Annotated in this window: 11 protein-coding genes; 5 read left to right on the top strand and 6 right to left on the bottom strand. The window is 59.9% G+C overall.

Features of this window, described 5'->3' with window-relative positions:
* The first annotated feature begins 21 nt into the window (after positions 1 to 21).
* Both AC1RJ3_RS26455 and AC1RJ3_RS26450 read left to right on the top strand, forming a co-directional pair.
* Positions 22 to 510 carry a GFA family protein gene (locus AC1RJ3_RS26455; protein ID WP_054597035.1) on the top strand — a complete coding sequence of 163 codons (489 nt, stop codon included), beginning with the start codon at positions 22 to 24 and terminating at the stop codon, positions 508 to 510.
* A 91-nt stretch (positions 511 to 601) separates the two neighbouring features.
* Positions 602 to 1,405, top strand: coding sequence for a MipA/OmpV family protein (locus AC1RJ3_RS26450; protein WP_347929825.1), 804 nt, complete (start codon positions 602 to 604; stop codon positions 1,403 to 1,405).
* Between the two features lie 84 nt (positions 1,406 to 1,489).
* On the opposite strand, the gene AC1RJ3_RS26445 is transcribed toward AC1RJ3_RS26450, so the two are convergent.
* The 3 genes from AC1RJ3_RS26445 to AC1RJ3_RS26435 form a co-directional block, all read right to left on the bottom strand.
* Positions 1,490 to 2,767, bottom strand: coding sequence for an ATP-binding protein (locus tag AC1RJ3_RS26445; protein WP_489112107.1), 1,278 nt, complete (start codon positions 2,765 to 2,767; stop codon positions 1,490 to 1,492).
* Positions 2,768 to 3,475 (bottom strand): winged helix-turn-helix domain-containing protein, encoded by a 708-nt coding sequence (locus AC1RJ3_RS26440; RefSeq protein ID WP_347929823.1) that lies wholly within the window; start codon positions 3,473 to 3,475, stop codon positions 2,768 to 2,770. It abuts the gene before it with no gap.
* A gap of 154 nt (positions 3,476 to 3,629) precedes the next feature.
* Complete coding sequence (locus tag AC1RJ3_RS26435) at positions 3,630 to 4,241, bottom strand: MiaE family protein (protein ID WP_054597031.1); 612 nt, start codon at positions 4,239 to 4,241, stop codon at positions 3,630 to 3,632.
* A gap of 227 nt (positions 4,242 to 4,468) precedes the next feature.
* Between AC1RJ3_RS26435 and AC1RJ3_RS26430 the strand changes: the two genes are divergently transcribed.
* Positions 4,469 to 5,335, top strand: a complete 867-nt coding sequence (locus AC1RJ3_RS26430) for a universal stress protein (RefSeq protein WP_103314363.1) — start codon at positions 4,469 to 4,471, stop codon at positions 5,333 to 5,335.
* Between the two features lie 84 nt (positions 5,336 to 5,419).
* Here AC1RJ3_RS26430 and glgB read toward each other — a convergent pair whose 3' ends face one another.
* The 3 genes from glgB to AC1RJ3_RS26415 form a co-directional block, all read right to left on the bottom strand.
* A complete protein-coding gene (gene glgB / locus AC1RJ3_RS26425; RefSeq protein ID WP_054597029.1) occupies positions 5,420 to 7,654 on the bottom strand; it encodes a 1,4-alpha-glucan branching protein GlgB in 2,235 nt (744 codons plus the stop codon).
* Entirely contained in the window at positions 7,651 to 10,992 is a 3,342-nt protein-coding gene (treS, locus tag AC1RJ3_RS26420) for a maltose alpha-D-glucosyltransferase (protein ID WP_493081365.1), read from the bottom strand. Before treS ends, glgB begins: the two co-directional genes overlap by 4 nt.
* 181 nt (positions 10,993 to 11,173) lie before the next feature.
* Complete coding sequence (locus tag AC1RJ3_RS26415; protein WP_493081363.1) at positions 11,174 to 13,171, bottom strand: alpha-1,4-glucan--maltose-1-phosphate maltosyltransferase; 1,998 nt, start codon at positions 13,169 to 13,171, stop codon at positions 11,174 to 11,176.
* 207 nt (positions 13,172 to 13,378) lie between these two features.
* Between AC1RJ3_RS26415 and AC1RJ3_RS26410 the strand changes: the two genes are divergently transcribed.
* Positions 13,379 to 13,612 (top strand): DUF3203 family protein, encoded by a 234-nt coding sequence (locus tag AC1RJ3_RS26410; RefSeq protein WP_493081361.1) that lies wholly within the window; start codon positions 13,379 to 13,381, stop codon positions 13,610 to 13,612.
* Between the two features lie 195 nt (positions 13,613 to 13,807).
* Positions 13,808 to 15,220 (top strand): cytochrome c oxidase accessory protein CcoG, encoded by a 1,413-nt coding sequence (gene ccoG, locus AC1RJ3_RS26405; RefSeq protein WP_347929819.1) that lies wholly within the window; start codon positions 13,808 to 13,810, stop codon positions 15,218 to 15,220.
* The last annotated feature ends 1 nt before the right edge of the window (position 15,221 follow it).

Here is a 15,221-nt window from a genome sequence, read left to right as displayed (position 1 = left end):
GACTTTTTGGAGGTTTGCCCCATGCAGCTTGAAGGTTCCTGCCATTGCGGCGCGGTGTCGTTCAGTCTGAACAGTGCCCACCCCTACCCGTATCAACGTTGTTATTGCTCGATCTGCCGCAAGACCCAAGGCTCGGGTGGCTACGCGATCAACCTCGGCGGCGAGGCGAAAAGCCTGAAAGTCCGCGGTCGCAAACACATCTCGATCTATCACGCGCGTCTCAAGGATGACGGCGCCCGGCGTGCCCACAGCAGCAGCGCCGAACGGCACTTCTGCTCGCTTTGCGGCAGTGGTTTGTGGTTGTTCAGCCCTGAATGGCCCGAGTTGATTCACCCCTTTGCTTCGGCCATCGACACCCCGCTGCCGGTGCCGCCGGAACACACGCACCTGATGCTCGGTTCAAAAGCCTCGTGGGTCGAAGTCGAGCTACATCCCGGCGATCAGCAGTTCGAGGTCTACCCGCAAGAATCCATTGCCGAGTGGCACGAGCGGCTGGGCCTGAGCCGTTAACAGTCTTTGACAGTTTCCCGACAAAGCTCTCAAAGATTGCCTACCCGTACGCCCCTAGCATGATGGCATCCTAATCCCTGCCGGGTGCCTCATGCTTGCTCTGAAAAACCGCAAAACCTTTTGTCTTTCGCTGACGTCCATCTGCCTGCTGGCCTCGACCGATTACGTGCAAGCCGAAGACTGGCATTACAGCGCGCAGGCCGGTGTGGCTAACGCGCCACGCTATAGCGGCAGCGATGAACGCGTGACTGCGCCGCTGCTCGGCGGCCAGATTGTCAGCCCTTATGGCCTCTTCCTCGACACCGAACGCGGTCTGGGTTGGCAGAACGAATGGGGGGACCTGGCATTCAGCACCTACATTGGCCTGAGTGAAACGCGCAAGGACCGCAAGTCGAGGTTCGAGGGCTCGAATCGCCTGGATGGTATGGGCTCGATCAAATCCCGCCCGCAACTGGGCGCCAGTATTCACTACACCTTGGGCGAAGTGGTTGTCGGCGCCACCCTGGAGCACGCGCTGAAAAAGAGCGATGACGACCGCGACACCGGCTCCGCCTACAACCGGCTGGAGCTGAGTATCAGCACCAACCTCTATGAAGGCGAATACGGCAGCCTGGATGGCAGCCTCAACAGCGTGTTTGGTGATGCCGACTACGTGCGGACCTGGTACGGCGTGAGCACGGCCCAGGCGTCACGCAGCCAGTTCCGGGCCTACGCCACCCACGGCGGGATGGTCAGCCGAGGCGCAGCGTTGACCTGGGCGGTGCCGATCAACGACCAGACCGAATTCTCGACGGTGCTGGCGATGCAGTACCTCAATGGCGATGCAGCGGACAGCCCGATCGTCGAACGACGGACGCAAACGTCGCTGGCTGGCCAGGTGAAATACAGCTTCTGAGTTGCCTCCCCCGCAGTACGCCCCAGACCTCGTAGCAGCCTGCTGCTACGGGTGATCGGTTATGTGTTAAGGCTGAGATCTGACTTAGTCAGCCTGCGCCCAGGTCATGCGAAACGACGCGCCGCCCCACGGCGAATCGCTGACGTCGACCTTGCCGCCGTGCGATTGCGACACCCGCCGAACCAGCGCCAGGCCCAGACCGAAACCACCGGTGCGACGGTCGCGACTGGTGTCGAGTCGCGAGAACGGCTCGAAAATCTTCTCGCGTCCTTCCATCGGCACGCCCGGGCCATCGTCGTTGACCAACACTTCATAACCGTCTTCACCCAGCGTCAGCGACACCTCCACCCGTCGCTCGGCGTAGCGAATGGCATTGCGCAGCAGGTTGATCACCGCCCTCGCCATAAAGCGCGGCTCGATCCGCACAGAGTCGACCTCACAGGCGCGAATCAACAGCTGCACCCCGGCCGCCTCGGCCTCCAGGGCAACGCTGCCGACCACGCTGTCGAGCCAACTGTGGGCCTGAATGTTTTCGAGACTGATCACCGTGGCACCGCGTTCAAGACTGGCGTAGGTCAGTAACTCGGAAACCATCTCTTCCAGTTCACCGAGATCGGCGTACATGTCGGCAATCAGTGCTTTGCGCTCGCTCGGATCGGCCTGTTGCTTGAGTTGATCGAGTTCGAACGACAAGCGCGCAATCGGCGTGCGCAACTCATGGGACACCGCATTGGTCAGCTCGCGCTGATTGGCAATCAAGCCTTCGATACGCGCAGCCATCTGGTTGAAGTGCTCGGCCAGCACGCGAATGTTCGAGCGTTTGGACAATTGAATGCGCGAGGTCAGATCGTTATCGCCGAAACGTTGCGCGGCCACTCTGATCAGTTCGAGGTCGCGCCAATGCGGTCGCACCCAGAAGTACAGGACAAAAGCCAGGAACACGCCCAGTAAAGCGTAGGCCCAGACATACAGCCACTTGGGCTCCTCCGGGAGTTTGATGTTCAACAACTGCGGGCCGCCATCGATGCTGGCGATAAACTCGTTGAAATCCCCGCGCACGACCAACAGACCGTCAGCCAGCAGTTTTTGCTCTCGCTCAGTGAGATCCAGCTCACTGCTCTGCACCAGCTTCAGGCGCAGCCCGTAGTGGGTTTTCAGCTCCGCCAGGCGCTCATCACGCGCAATGCCGGTGACCGGACGGAGCAATTCGACCAGGCTGTAAGCTGGCCCGCGCATGGCTTCGCGGTTATAGGTCTCGTTGGCCTCGGGCAACAGCTCGGCAAAAATGTAATTGACCGTCCAGATCGCCCCTGCAAAGCCAAAGGCGAGAATGACGTACAGCCGCAGAAACAGCCTTAGCATCTAGAGCTCCCAGGCAAATGGATTGAACAGATAACCCTTGCCCCAAACGGTCTTGATGCACACCGGTTCTCTGGGATTGTCCTTGAGCTTGCCGCGCAGTTTGCTGATGTACACGTCGACGCTGCGGTTGAGCCCGTCAAAGGCGATGCCGCGCATGCGATTGAGGATGTCATCGCGGGAAAGAATCTTGCCGGCGGCGCTGGCCAGCAGCCACAGCAATTCGAACTCCATGGTGGTCAGCTCGATACCCTCACCCGCCAGCCGCACTTCGCGGCAGCTGCGATCAATCAGCAAACGGCCGAACTCCAGCGAACCGCGTACCGTGGTTTCCGGTATCTGGCGACGTTGCAAGGCGCGCAGCCGGGCCAGCAATACCGGTGGTTTTATCGGTTTGATGACATAGTCGTCGGCGCCGGACTCCAGGCCCAGGATGTGGTCCAGGTCGTCTTCCTTGGCCGTGAGGATGACAATTGGCGTCTCGGACACACTGCGGATCTCGCGGCACACATGCAGGCCGCTCTGGCCGGGCAGCATCAGGTCGAGCACGACGATTTTCGGCTTGAATTCGAGAAACGCCGCCAGCGCCAGATCGCCACGGTGCACGGTCCGTACCTCGAAACCATGTTGGGAGAGGAAGTGCGCGATCAACCCCGCGAGCTTTTCGTCATCCTCCACGAGCAGTACCTTGCCAAACGCCTGATTGTCCATAAGTGCCAATCTGTGAGCCGATGATTGAGAGCGCGCATTATGGCGCCAATCTCACCCTCAACCGACATGCCAGACAGGAAAAACCGGCCTCGCGGGCCGGTTTTCGGAGAACTTTCATGTTCTTAAGAGTTTTTAACAATTTGCCTGATTTCTTTCACAGACTTGCCGCAGGCACGCCACTGTGGAAGCGGAACTCGATGTCCGGGGACTCGATCAGTTCCTGCTCGGCGGCGCGAACCTTGTCGATCACCTGGGCAATGTCCTTGGCATCGCCGTACTGGTAGGCCAGTTTCAGATACCCCTGAAAATGCCGCGCCTCGCTTTTCAGCAAGCCGAAGTAGAATTTGCCCAGTTCTTCATCCAGATGGGGCACCAACGCTTCGAAACGCTCGCAGCTGCGCGCCTCGATAAACGCCCCGACCACCAGCGTGTCGACCAGTTTGACCGGCTCGTGGCTGCGCACCACTTTGCGCAAACCCGAGGCGTAACGACCGGCGGACAATTGGCGCAGTTCGATCTTGCGTTTTTTCATCAGGCGCATGACTTGCTCGTGATGCACCAGCTCTTCCCGGGCCAGGCGTGACATCAAATTGATCAGGTCGACATGCGAATGGTACTTGGCAATCAGGCTGAGCGCGGTACTGGCAGCCTTGAACTCGCAGTTCTTGTGGTCAATCAGCAGGGTTTCCTGATCGGCCAATGCGGCTTGAACCCAGCCATCGGGCGTGCGGCAGCCAAGGAATTCGTGAATTTCAGGAAGGATCATTGGCTCACTTCCGACAGTTCAACAGGACCATTGGGCAGGACGGCGACGATTTCAGGGTTCAGTAACATGAGGCTCACGGGCAATAAGTTCACAGCGAAGGGGGCCGATTATACGTGCCTGCCGGCAGACCACCAGTCGCCAGACTTGATATGCATCAAGACCCGAGTTCACGACCAGCAACTATAGTTGTGCAACGACGTGTTTTTCATTCATCGGAGATTCCGACCATGCAAGCCATCCGCAGCATCCTGGTGGTCATCGAACCCTTGCCCGAAGAGAGCCTGGCCCTCAAGCGCGCCAAGATGATCGCCGGGGTGACTCAGGCGCATCTGCACTTGCTGATCTGCGATAAAGAGCATGATCACTCGGCGCTGTTGAGTGTGCTCAAAGCCAGCCTGCAGGAAGACGGCCACAGTGTCACCACCGAGCAAGCCTGGAACAAAAGCCTGCATGAAACCATCATCGATGTGCAGCAGGCCGAGGGTTGCGGGCTGGTGATCAAGCAACACTTTCCGGACAACCCGCTGAAGAAAGCCCTGCTGACCCCGGCGGACTGGAAACTGCTGCGCCAGTGCCCGAGCCCGGTGTTACTGGTGAAGACCTCGAAACCCTGGACCGGCGGGACGATTCTGGCGGCCATCGACGTGGGCAACAACGACCCCGAGCACCGCGTGCTGCATGCGAGCATCGTCGATCATGGCTTCGACATCGCTCACCTGGCCAAGGCCCATCTGCACGTCATCAGCGCCCATCCGTCGCCCATGCTCTCGGCGGCCGACCCGGTGTTCCAGCTCAAGGAAACCATCGAGGCCCGCTACCGCGAAGCGTGCAAGGCGTTCCAGGCCGAGTTCGACATCGACGATGAACACCTGCATATCGAAGAAGGTCCGGCCGATGTGCTGATTCCCCACATTGCGCATAAATTGCAGGCGTCGGTGACCGTCATCGGCACCGTGGCGCGTACCGGGTTCTCGGGGGCCTTGATCGGAAACACCGCGGAAGTGGTGCTCGATTCGCTGGAAAGCGATGTGCTGGTGCTCAAGCCACAGGAAATCATGGATCACCTGGAAGAACTGGTGACCAGCGGCAAGTAAGCGCAACCGGTCGCCGTTCCTGCGCAGGATCACCATCCTGCGCAGGAGTCGGCAATCGAAGCCAGTCAGCACATCAGCTCAACATCAACCCTCTGGACGCAACATCAACACCGCCAACGGCGGCAGATTCAGCACCAACGACAAGGGTTGGCCGTGGCTGCCCTCCTCTTCGGTCATCACACCGCCGCCATTGCCATAGTTGGAGCCGGCGTAGATGCCCGCATCGCTGTTGAACACTTCATTCCAGCGCCCGCCAATGGGCACGCCAATCCGATACGCCGGACGCGGCACCGGTGTAAAGTTAGCCACTACCAGCACCGGCCGCCCTTCCTTGCTCCAACGCAGCCAGGCATAGACGCTGTTCATCGCGTCATCGCCGATCAGCCATTGGAAGCCCTGCGGCACATCGTCCTGATCATGCAGCGCCGGCTCTTCGCGGTAGAGCTGGTTGAGGTCAGTCACCAGTTTTTGCACGCCGCGGTGTTCCGGGTATTGCAGCAAGTACCAATCCAGCTGCTGATCGTGATTCCATTCGCGCCACTGGCCGAACTCACAGCCCATGAACAGCAGTTTTTTACCCGGGTGCCCCCACATGAAACTCAGGTAGGCACGCAAGTTGGCGAACTTCTGCCAGCGATCGCCGGGCATCTTGTCGATCAGCGAGTGTTTGCCGTGGACCACTTCGTCGTGGGAAATCGGCAGGATGAAGCGTTCGGACCAGGCGTAAACCAGGCCAAAGCTCAGCTCGTTGTGATGATGGGCGCGGTAGACCGGGTCCTGCTGAATGTAATGCAGCGAATCGTGCATCCAGCCCATGTTCCATTTGTAGTCGAACCCTAACCCGCCATGCTGCGTGCCCTGGCTGACGCCCGGCCAGGCCGTCGACTCCTCGGCAATCACCAGCGCTCCGGGGGCTTCGAGGTCGATCACATCGTTGAGATGGCGGACAAAATCGATGGCTTCGAGGTTCTCCCGACCGCCATGGCGATTGGGTACCCACTCGCCGGCCTTGCGTGAATAGTCGCGATACAGCATCGAAGCCACTGCATCGACCCGCAGCCCATCGACGTGAAAATGCTTGAGCCAGTGCAACGCCGACGCCAGCATGAAGCCATGCACTTCGGTGCGTCCGAGGTTGTAAATCAGCGTGTCCCAGTCCTGGTGAAAACCTTCGAGCGGGTTGCCGTACTCGTACAGCGCGGTGCCGTCGAACTGCGCGAGTCCATGGGTATCGGTGGGAAAATGCGCCGGCACCCAATCGAGGATCACCCCGATGTCGGCCAGGTGGCAGGCGTTGACGAACGCGGCAAAGTCACTGGGCGAGCCGTAACGGGCGCTCGGGGCGAATTGCGATAATGGCTGATATCCCCAGGAACCGCCGAACGGGTGCTCCATGATCGGCATCAGTTCAATATGGGTGAAGCCGAGTTTCTGCACATAAGGGATCAGATGCTCGGCCAGCTCGCCCCAATGGTATTGGCGCGCCACTTCACCGACGTCATCCACTTCGCACTGCCAGGAACCGGCATGCAGCTCATAGATCGACAGCGGCGCGCTCGGCCGGTGGCGCTCGCCGCGTGTCTGCATCCAGTCCTGATCCTGCCATTCGATATGCAACGGTGAGGCGACTTTCGAGGCGGTATCAGGCGGTAGCTGTGTCGCCAGTGCCACGGGGTCAGCCTTCAGCGGCAGAATCCCGTGGGCACCGAGAATTTCGTACTTGTACGCTTCACCGGCCTGCAAGCGCGGAACAAACAGCTCCCAGACCCCGGACGGATGACGCAACCGCATCGGGTGACGACGACCATCCCAGACGTTGAAATCGCCGACCACCGAGACCCGCCGGGCATTCGGCGCCCACACGGCAAAACGCACGCCGTCGACACCCTCGACGTTCTTCAGCTGCGCCCCCAGACACGCACTGAGGTCCCGGTGATTACCCTCGGCGAACAGATACAAATCCATCTCGCCCAACAACGGACCGAAGCTGTAAGGGTCCTCTGCGGTCTGCTCGCCACCCGCCCATCGGGTACGCAACAGATAAGCCTGTGCCCGGTCGAAATGCCCGACGAACAACCCCGGCACTTCGGTCGGGTTCAAGCTGCCGAGTTCTTCGCCGGAGTCACGGGCGATCACCTGCACGCTCAAGGCGTCCGGCAGGTAGGCACGAATGAACTGACCGCCGGCCCCATCTGCATGGGGTCCGAGTATCGCAAAGGGATCCTGATGCTCGGCGCGCACCAGCGCCTCAATGTCTCGCGCCGCTGGCAGCAGCGCTTCTTTCACCTGTCCCTGCTCCCTCAATGATGGCTCCGTCATGACTGCTCTCCACTCACATAGGAAAAGGGTTTGAGTCCACTCAACAACCCGTATAAACCGTGCAATGGCACAGGCAACCAGGCGGGACGATTTTCGGCTTCATACCCCACTTCATAGGCCGCCTTCTCCAGGCAGAACAACGCCAGTGCAGCGTCTTCGGCTGCAGGATCCTGCCAAGCATGAGCAAGACTAGCTGCTGCCTGCCGATACGCCTGAACAAACGTTGCGGTGGCCTCACGCAAATAACGCTCCGTCACCCGTTGACGTGCTGCCAGCGTCTGCGCGGTGACTTCAACCCCTTGCCCATCCAGGGCCATCGCCGCTGCGTAATCGAACGAACGCAGCACGCCGCTGACATCCTTGTACGGACTGTGCTTGCCTCTTCGCTCATGCAATGGCCGCGCCGGTTCCCCCTCGAAATCGATCAGGTAGGCATCACCCTTGATCACCAGCACCTGGCCCAGGTGCAGATCACCGTGGACACGCATTTGCAAACCGCCCACCGCTTTTGCCGCCAGCTCCTGAATGTGCCTGAGGATGGCTCTCTTCTGCTCCTGCAAACGCACCACCAACACCTGGTCCTCCGGGCTCAGCCGGGCCTGATGCTGTTTGAGCAACTGCAAGGCATGCTCCAGCTGTGCAGCAATCGCTTTCGCCAATGCCTGCTGATCCTTGTGCGTACTGACCCGCGAACCAAACGCCGGGTTGTCACCGGGCGCGGCCAGTATCTGGTGCATTTCCCCGAGCCGTTGACCGAGCATGCCAGCGAAATCTTTCAATTCACCGAGCGCGTTGTAGTGCTGTTCCTGCTCGGAGATGGCCTCGGCCAACTCATCGCGAACCGCCCGCTCAAGGTTGTTCTGGGTCCATTCCCAGGCATCGCCCTGATTGCTCAGATACCCTTGGGCGATCATCAGCAGAGTGTCTTCACCTTGCCGATCACGGCGAATCACCGAGCCGAGCAGCGGTGAAATATGCTTGAACCCGGCGGACGTCAGGTATGCGCCCATCTCCAGCTCCGGATGCACGCCACTGGCGACCTTGCGGATCAGCTTGAGCACCACGCTGCCGCCAATCACCGCGGAGCTGTTGGATTGCTCGGCCGACAAGTAGCGCACATCGCAGTCAGCCTGCAGATTGAGGTCCGCCAGCCCGACGCTCGGCTCGAAACGAATTTCGCCGTCACTGGCGTCCAGCACCGTGTACGCCTGCATCGCCTGGATCACCGCACGAACGAAGCTGTCGAGACTGAACGCGTCCGTCACCAAGCCCACTTGCCGCCCGCGCCGAACTCGCGCCAACGCCAGTTGCTGCGGCAATGCGGCGCCCACCTGGTCTTCGGCGAGAAACCCGAACGGCAGTTGGTAACGGCTGGTTTGACTGTCGCTGACCACCTCGATTTCGCTGAACAGCACCGGATGCAGCGGATCACCAAAACGCACACCGTAAGCAATGTGCACCATTTCGATACGGGAGTCCTTGCAGGCGAACCAACGTCGATTGTGCAACCAGCTCGGCAGCGCACTTTGCTCCAGAATGGTGCGCGATGGCGCCTCGAGCAGCTCTTCCATGCGCTTTTTTAGTACCAGGGTGGTGAAGTCCGGCAGGCTTTGCGCAGGCTCGACGTGCCAGCTCGGCATCTGGTTTTCCGCTGCCAGCACAAACCAGTAAAAGCCGTACGGCGCCAGGGTCAGTAGAAAGTTGAGCTGGCCAATCGGCGGGAAAGCATTGCCGCCGAGCATTTCCACGGGAACCATGCCAGCGAAGGCCGAAAGGTCCAGCTCGGCCGCCTGGGCACTGCGCGAGACGTTGGCCACGCAAAGAATGATTTCGTGTTTACCGTCATCACCGGTGTATTCACGGGTATACGCCAGAATCCGCCGGTTGCTCGGCGAGAGCATTTTCAAGCTGCCCCGACCGAAGGCCTTGGACTGCTTGCGGATCGCCAGCATGCGTCGGGTCCAGTTCAGCAATGAATGTGGATCGCCCGCCTGGGTTTCGACGTTCACCGACAAGTAACCGTAGAGCGGGTCCATGATCGGCGGCAGCACCAGGCTTGCCGGGTCGGCGCGGGAAAACCCGCCATTACGGTCGATCGACCACTGCATCGGCGTGCGCACGCCATCGCGGTCGCCGAGATAGATATTGTCGCCCATGCCGATTTCGTCGCCGTAGTACAGCGTCGGCGTCCCGGGCATCGACAGCAGCAGGCTGTTGAGCAGCTCGACGCGGCGCCGGTCTCGCTCCATCAGCGGTGCCAGGCGCCGACGAATGCCGAGGTTGATCCGCGCGCGGCGGTCAGCCGCGTAGTAGTTCCACAGGTAATCGCGCTCCTTGTCGGTGACCATCTCCAGGGTCAGCTCATCATGGTTGCGCAGGAAAATCGCCCATTGGCAGTTGGCCGGAATCTCCGGCGTCTGACGCAAAATATCGGTGATCGGAAAACGGTCTTCCTGGGCCAGCGCCATGTACATGCGCGGCATCAGCGGGAAGTGAAAGGCCATGTGGCATTCGTCGCCGTTATCGCCATGAACATCACCGAAATACAACTGAGTGTCTTCCGGCCACTGGTTGGCTTCGGCCAGCAGCATGCGGTCCGGGTAATGGGCGTCGATCTCGGCGCGAATCTGCTTGAGCACCGCATGGGTCTCGGGCAGGTTCTCGTTGTTGGTGCCGTCACGCTCGATCAAATAGGGAATCGCATCCAGGCGCAGGCCGTCGATGCCCAGGTCCAGCCAGTAGCGCATCACCGAGAGCACGGCTTTCATGACCTGCGGGTTGTCGAAGTTCAGGTCCGGTTGATGCGAATAAAAACGGTGCCAGAAGTATTGGCCGGCCACCGGGTCCCAGGTCCAATTGGACTTCTCGGTGTCGAGAAAAATGATCCGCGTGCCGTCGTACTTTTGATCGTCATCGGACCAGACATAAAAGTCCCGCGCCTTTGAGCCTGGCTTGGCCTTGCGCGCCCGTTGAAACCAGGGATGTTGGTCGGAGGTGTGGTTGATGACCAACTCGGTGATCACCCGCAAGCCACGATTGTGAGCCTCGGCTATAAAGCGCTTGGCGTCGGTGAGCGTTCCGTAGTCGCGGTGTACGCCACGGTATTCGGCAATGTCGTAGCCATCGTCGCGGCGTGGCGAGGGGTAAAACGGCAGCAACCAGATGGTGTTGACGCCCAGATCGGCGATGTAATCCAGTTTGGCGATCAAACCGGGAAAGTCGCCGATTCCGTCGTTGTTAGAGTCGAAATAGGACTTTACGTGAACCTGATAAATCACCGCATCCTTGTACCAGAGCGGGTCATTGCTGAAGGTGGCTGACCTGGGTTTCTTCGCCATTGGAAACTCCTGCTCGATTCGATGAGGCTTCTCTGTGGCGAGGGGGCTTGCCCCCGTTGGGCTGCGAAGCAGACCCCGGTCCAGAGAGCCCATTTTTCAGGCACACCGCGTGCGCAGACTTTACGACTGCTACGCAGCCGAGCGGGGGCAAGCCCCCTCGCCACAAAAAACTGCATCAACTTCAAGTTGCCGTAATCCGCCAAATCCCGAACGGCTGGTTCCACGGCTCGATGCGCATCCATTGGGTCTTGCCGTGCCAGTCCCAGCGGTGGCCGTTCATCAGGTCTTCACCCTGGGTCACCGCGTCGTCGGGCAGGCCCATCTCCCACAGCGGTAGCTCAAAGTGCGCCTCCTGGGCGTTGAACGGGTCGAGGCTGACCGCCACCAGAATAAAATTGCTGCCATCGGCCGTGCGTTTACCGAAGTACAGAATGTTGTCGTTCCACACGTTGTAGACCTGCAGGCCCAAATGGCTGTGCAAGGCCGGGTTTTGCCGGCGAATACGGTTGAGCTGGGCGATCTCGGCGATGATGTTGCCCGGCGCAGTGAAGTCCCGGACACGGATTTCATACTTCTCGGAGTCGAGGTATTCCTCCTTGCCCGGCACTGGCGCCGACTCGCACAGTTCAAACCCCGAATACATGCCCCACAGGCCCGAGCCCATGGTCGCCAGCGCAGCCCGGATCAGAAAGCCGGCGCGGCCCGACTCATGGAGAAAGCCTGGATTGATGTCGGGCGTATTGACGAAAAAGTTGGGCCGGAAGCATTCGCGCCAGGGCGACTGGTTCAGCTCGGTGAGGTACGTCACCAATTCGTGCTTGGTGTTACGCCAGGTGAAGTAGGTGTAGCTCTGGGAGTAACCGACCTTGCCCAGGCGCGCCATCATCGCCGGGGTGGTAAAGGCCTCGGCCAGGAAGATCACCTCGGGATACAACGCCCGCACATCGCCGATCAGCCACTGCCAGAACGGCAAGGGTTTGGTGTGCGGATTGTCGACCCGGAAGATCTTCACGCCCTCCTCGACCCAGCCGACCACAATGTCCCGCAGCTCCAGCCACAGGCTGGGAATCGCCTCGCTGGCGTAGAAGTCGACGTTGACGATGTCCTGGTATTTCTTCGGCGGGTTTTCGGCGTATTTGATGGTGCCGTCCGGCCGCCAGTTGAACCAGCCCGGATGCTGCTTCAGCCACGGATGGTCCTGAGAGCATTGAATCGCGAAATCCAGCGCGATCTCCAGCCCGTGTGCAGCGGCGGCCTTGACCAGGCGACGGAAGTCCTCGCGACTGCCCAACTGCGGGTGAATCGCCTCGTGCCCCCCCTCGATACCGCCGATGGCGTACGGGCTGCCGTGGTCATCGGGGCCGGCAGTCAGGGCGTTGTTGGGACCTTTGCGATAGCTGCGACCAATCGGGTGGATCGGCGGGAAGTACAACACGTCAAAGCCCATGTCCTGGATCATCGCCAGACGTGAATGCACATCGTTGAACGTACCGTGGCGATCTGGATCATCGGTGATCGAGCGGGGAAACAACTCATACCAACTGGCGAACTGCGCACGTTCACGCTCGACGTCCAGCGGGTACTCCGGACTCAGGCTGAGGTAGGGACGCAGATCGGCCTCGGCCATCAACCGGGCACTGCGTGGGTGCAGAAACAGCGCGACTTGCTCGGTTTCAAGCAGCCCGGCCAGCTCATGGTGCAGCGCCGTAAGCTTCTTGCTCAACGGACCGTCACTGCGCTCCGCCGCCTGCAGCACCTGGATGCGCCCTTCTTGCAGCTCCAGGCTGACCGGCACACCTGCCGTGTGTTTCTTTTCCAGTTCATGACAGAAACTGGCGAACTGATCGATCCAGGCCTCGATACAAAACCGATACCTACCCGGCGTTGCGACGCTGAACTGCCCCTGCCAGGTGTTATTACCGAGATCGGTCATGACTTCGCTCTGCCAAATCGAGTCGGCCTCGGCACGCCAACGCACGCGCACCGCAAGCGTATCGTGACCGTCGGCAAAAACCTTGCTGGTCACCGTCACCGCCTGCCGTTCGATAGCCTTGGCCGCGAACTGGCCGCCATCGATCACCGGCATGGTGTTTTCGATAATAATCCGCGGCAGCAGCAAAGCCTGCGACAGTGGCAGTTGCGGGTTGTACTGCAGCTCCGTCGGTTTTTCAGTCGTCATCGAGCCTCGCCCCTTACGCCCCATGGACGCTCCTGTGCTTGATCGTGTGCTGCTTGCATGACGCTACTTAGGTTCCGAGCGCCGGGCGCTGCTAAAAGTTCAGATCCTTTCACTTTAGCCACGCTCCATGACCACTAATCGGTTACACAGAACGATGAGCAAGACCTGTGCCCTAACCTTTAGATCCCGCAGAAAAGGGTGACCCCCATGACCATGCGAATCGAAAACCAGGTCTGCTTTTTCATTACCGAGAACGGCGAAGAGATTCGCCTCGCTGCCGATGTGACCATCATTACCGACGCGGACAAAGCCATGTCGGCGGTGGACCTCGATGGCCAGCGCTTCTACATCACCGAAGCAGAAGCCGACGCATTAACCGTAGCAGGTGCCATCGATGGTCGTCGGCACCTGATGGTCACCAGCAGTGATTCGGTGATTTGACTGACGCAGATCAGAGACCGCCGCAAACGCTTGTGACAGGCGCTGTCGCCGCGCCTGCCGGGGTGCATCAAGTTGTCGCAGGGGCGGATCAAGGACTCATCTGATCCGCTTTTTAATCCAATACCTGAGTCTGTTATGCAAACAGTTCGGTGGTCATAGTTCATCTGCCTGATGGAGGCTGATGAGCGAAAGACCATGAGCGATAGAATCCCCGTCCGATTAGTAGAGACATTCGAGCCTTCACGTCCAAAGATGAAGGCCAAATCCAGCGACAACCAGATTCACACCCGCAGCTTCACCGGTTTGTTCCGCACCTTGCGCCTGAGTGGCGCGGGGTTTCTGTTCCTGGCGTTTTTCGGCACGGTGTGGCTGAACTGGGGCGGCCGGCAGGCGGTGCTCTGGGACTTGTCGGAAAGCAAATTCCACATCTTCGGCGCGACCTTCTGGCCGCAGGATTTCATCCTGCTCTCGGCGCTGCTGATCATCTGCGCCTTCGGTCTGTTCGCGATCACCGTGTTCGCCGGGCGAGTGTGGTGTGGCTACACCTGCCCGCAGAGTTCCTTCACCTGGCTGTTCATGTGGTGCGAAAAGGTCACCGAGGGCGAGCGCAATCAGCGGATCAAGCTGCAAGCCGCCCCCTGGGGCCTGAACAAACTGCTGCGTCGCTCGGCCAAACACACGATGTGGCTGGCCATCAGTGTGCTGACGGGGCTGACGTTTGTCGGCTACTTCACGCCGATCCGTCCGCTGGCCAATGAGCTGCTGACCCTGCAAATGGGCGGCGTCAGTCTGTTCTGGGTGCTGTTCTTCACCGGCGCGACCTACATCAACGCCGGTTGGCTGCGTGAAGCGGTGTGCATGCATATGTGTCCGTATGCACGGTTCCAGAGCGTGATGTTCGACAAAGACACGCTGACCATCTCCTACGACGCCGCCCGTGGCGAAAGCCGTGGCCCGCGCAAACGCGAGGTGAAGCCTGCCGACGCGGGTCTGGGCGATTGCATCGACTGTCACCTGTGTGTGCAGGTCTGCCCGACCGGCATCGACATTCGCGACGGCTTGCAGATGGAGTGCATTGGTTGCGCGGCATGCATCGACGCCTGCGATTCGATCATGGACAAAATGGGCTATGCCCGTGGCCTGATCAGCTACACCTCCGAGCATGAGTTGCAAGGTGGCAAGACGCACTTGCTCAGGCCTCGGTTGATCGGCTACACCGCGGTGCTGGTGGTAATGATTGGTGCACTGACGCTGGCGCTGATGGAGCGGTCGATGGTATCGCTGGACGTCAGCAAGGACCGTGGCCTGTTTCGCGAAAACAGCCAGGGCCAGATCGAAAACATCTACAGCCTCAAAGTCATCAACAAAACCCAGCAGCGGCAGGACTATCGCTTGTCTCTGGTGGACGGCGACGGCTTCCAGTTGCAGGGCAAGACCGAGTTGAGCCTGGCGCCGGGAGAAATTGTCGATGTGCCTGTTTCAGTGGCCATGACCACCGACAAGCCAAGCAGCAGCTCGCAGACGATCAGCTTCAAGATCACTGACAGCGATGAACCTTCGGTGAACAGCGTGGCACAGAGCCGTTTTGTTGCACCGTTGAATCGTTGAG

It is taken from the genome of Pseudomonas sp. GW822-FHT04C11, assembly GCF_058800905.1.
This window is presented reverse-complemented; position numbering and strand designations above follow the sequence as displayed.

Excerpts from the sequence above, each read along its gene's own strand:
- AC1RJ3_RS26445 (WP_489112107.1), bottom strand. The coding sequence starts at position 2,767 with ATGCTAAGGCTGTTTCTGCGGCTGTACGTCATTCTCGCCTTTGGCTTT.
- treS (WP_493081365.1), bottom strand. The coding sequence starts at position 10,992 with ATGGCGAAGAAACCCAGGTCAGCCACCTTCAGCAATGACCCGCTCTGG.
- AC1RJ3_RS26410 (WP_493081361.1), top strand. The coding sequence starts at position 13,379 with ATGACCATGCGAATCGAAAACCAGGTCTGCTTTTTCATTACCGAGAAC.
- AC1RJ3_RS26455 (WP_054597035.1), top strand. The coding sequence starts at position 22 with ATGCAGCTTGAAGGTTCCTGCCATTGCGGCGCGGTGTCGTTCAGTCTG.
- AC1RJ3_RS26440 (WP_347929823.1), bottom strand. The coding sequence starts at position 3,475 with ATGGACAATCAGGCGTTTGGCAAGGTACTGCTCGTGGAGGATGACGAA.
- AC1RJ3_RS26415 (WP_493081363.1), bottom strand. The coding sequence starts at position 13,171 with ATGACGACTGAAAAACCGACGGAGCTGCAGTACAACCCGCAACTGCCA.
- glgB (WP_054597029.1), bottom strand. The coding sequence starts at position 7,654 with ATGACGGAGCCATCATTGAGGGAGCAGGGACAGGTGAAAGAAGCGCTG.
- AC1RJ3_RS26435 (WP_054597031.1), bottom strand. The coding sequence starts at position 4,241 with ATGATCCTTCCTGAAATTCACGAATTCCTTGGCTGCCGCACGCCCGAT.
- ccoG (WP_347929819.1), top strand. The coding sequence starts at position 13,808 with ATGAGCGATAGAATCCCCGTCCGATTAGTAGAGACATTCGAGCCTTCA.
- AC1RJ3_RS26450 (WP_347929825.1), top strand. The coding sequence starts at position 602 with ATGCTTGCTCTGAAAAACCGCAAAACCTTTTGTCTTTCGCTGACGTCC.
- AC1RJ3_RS26430 (WP_103314363.1), top strand. The coding sequence starts at position 4,469 with ATGCAAGCCATCCGCAGCATCCTGGTGGTCATCGAACCCTTGCCCGAA.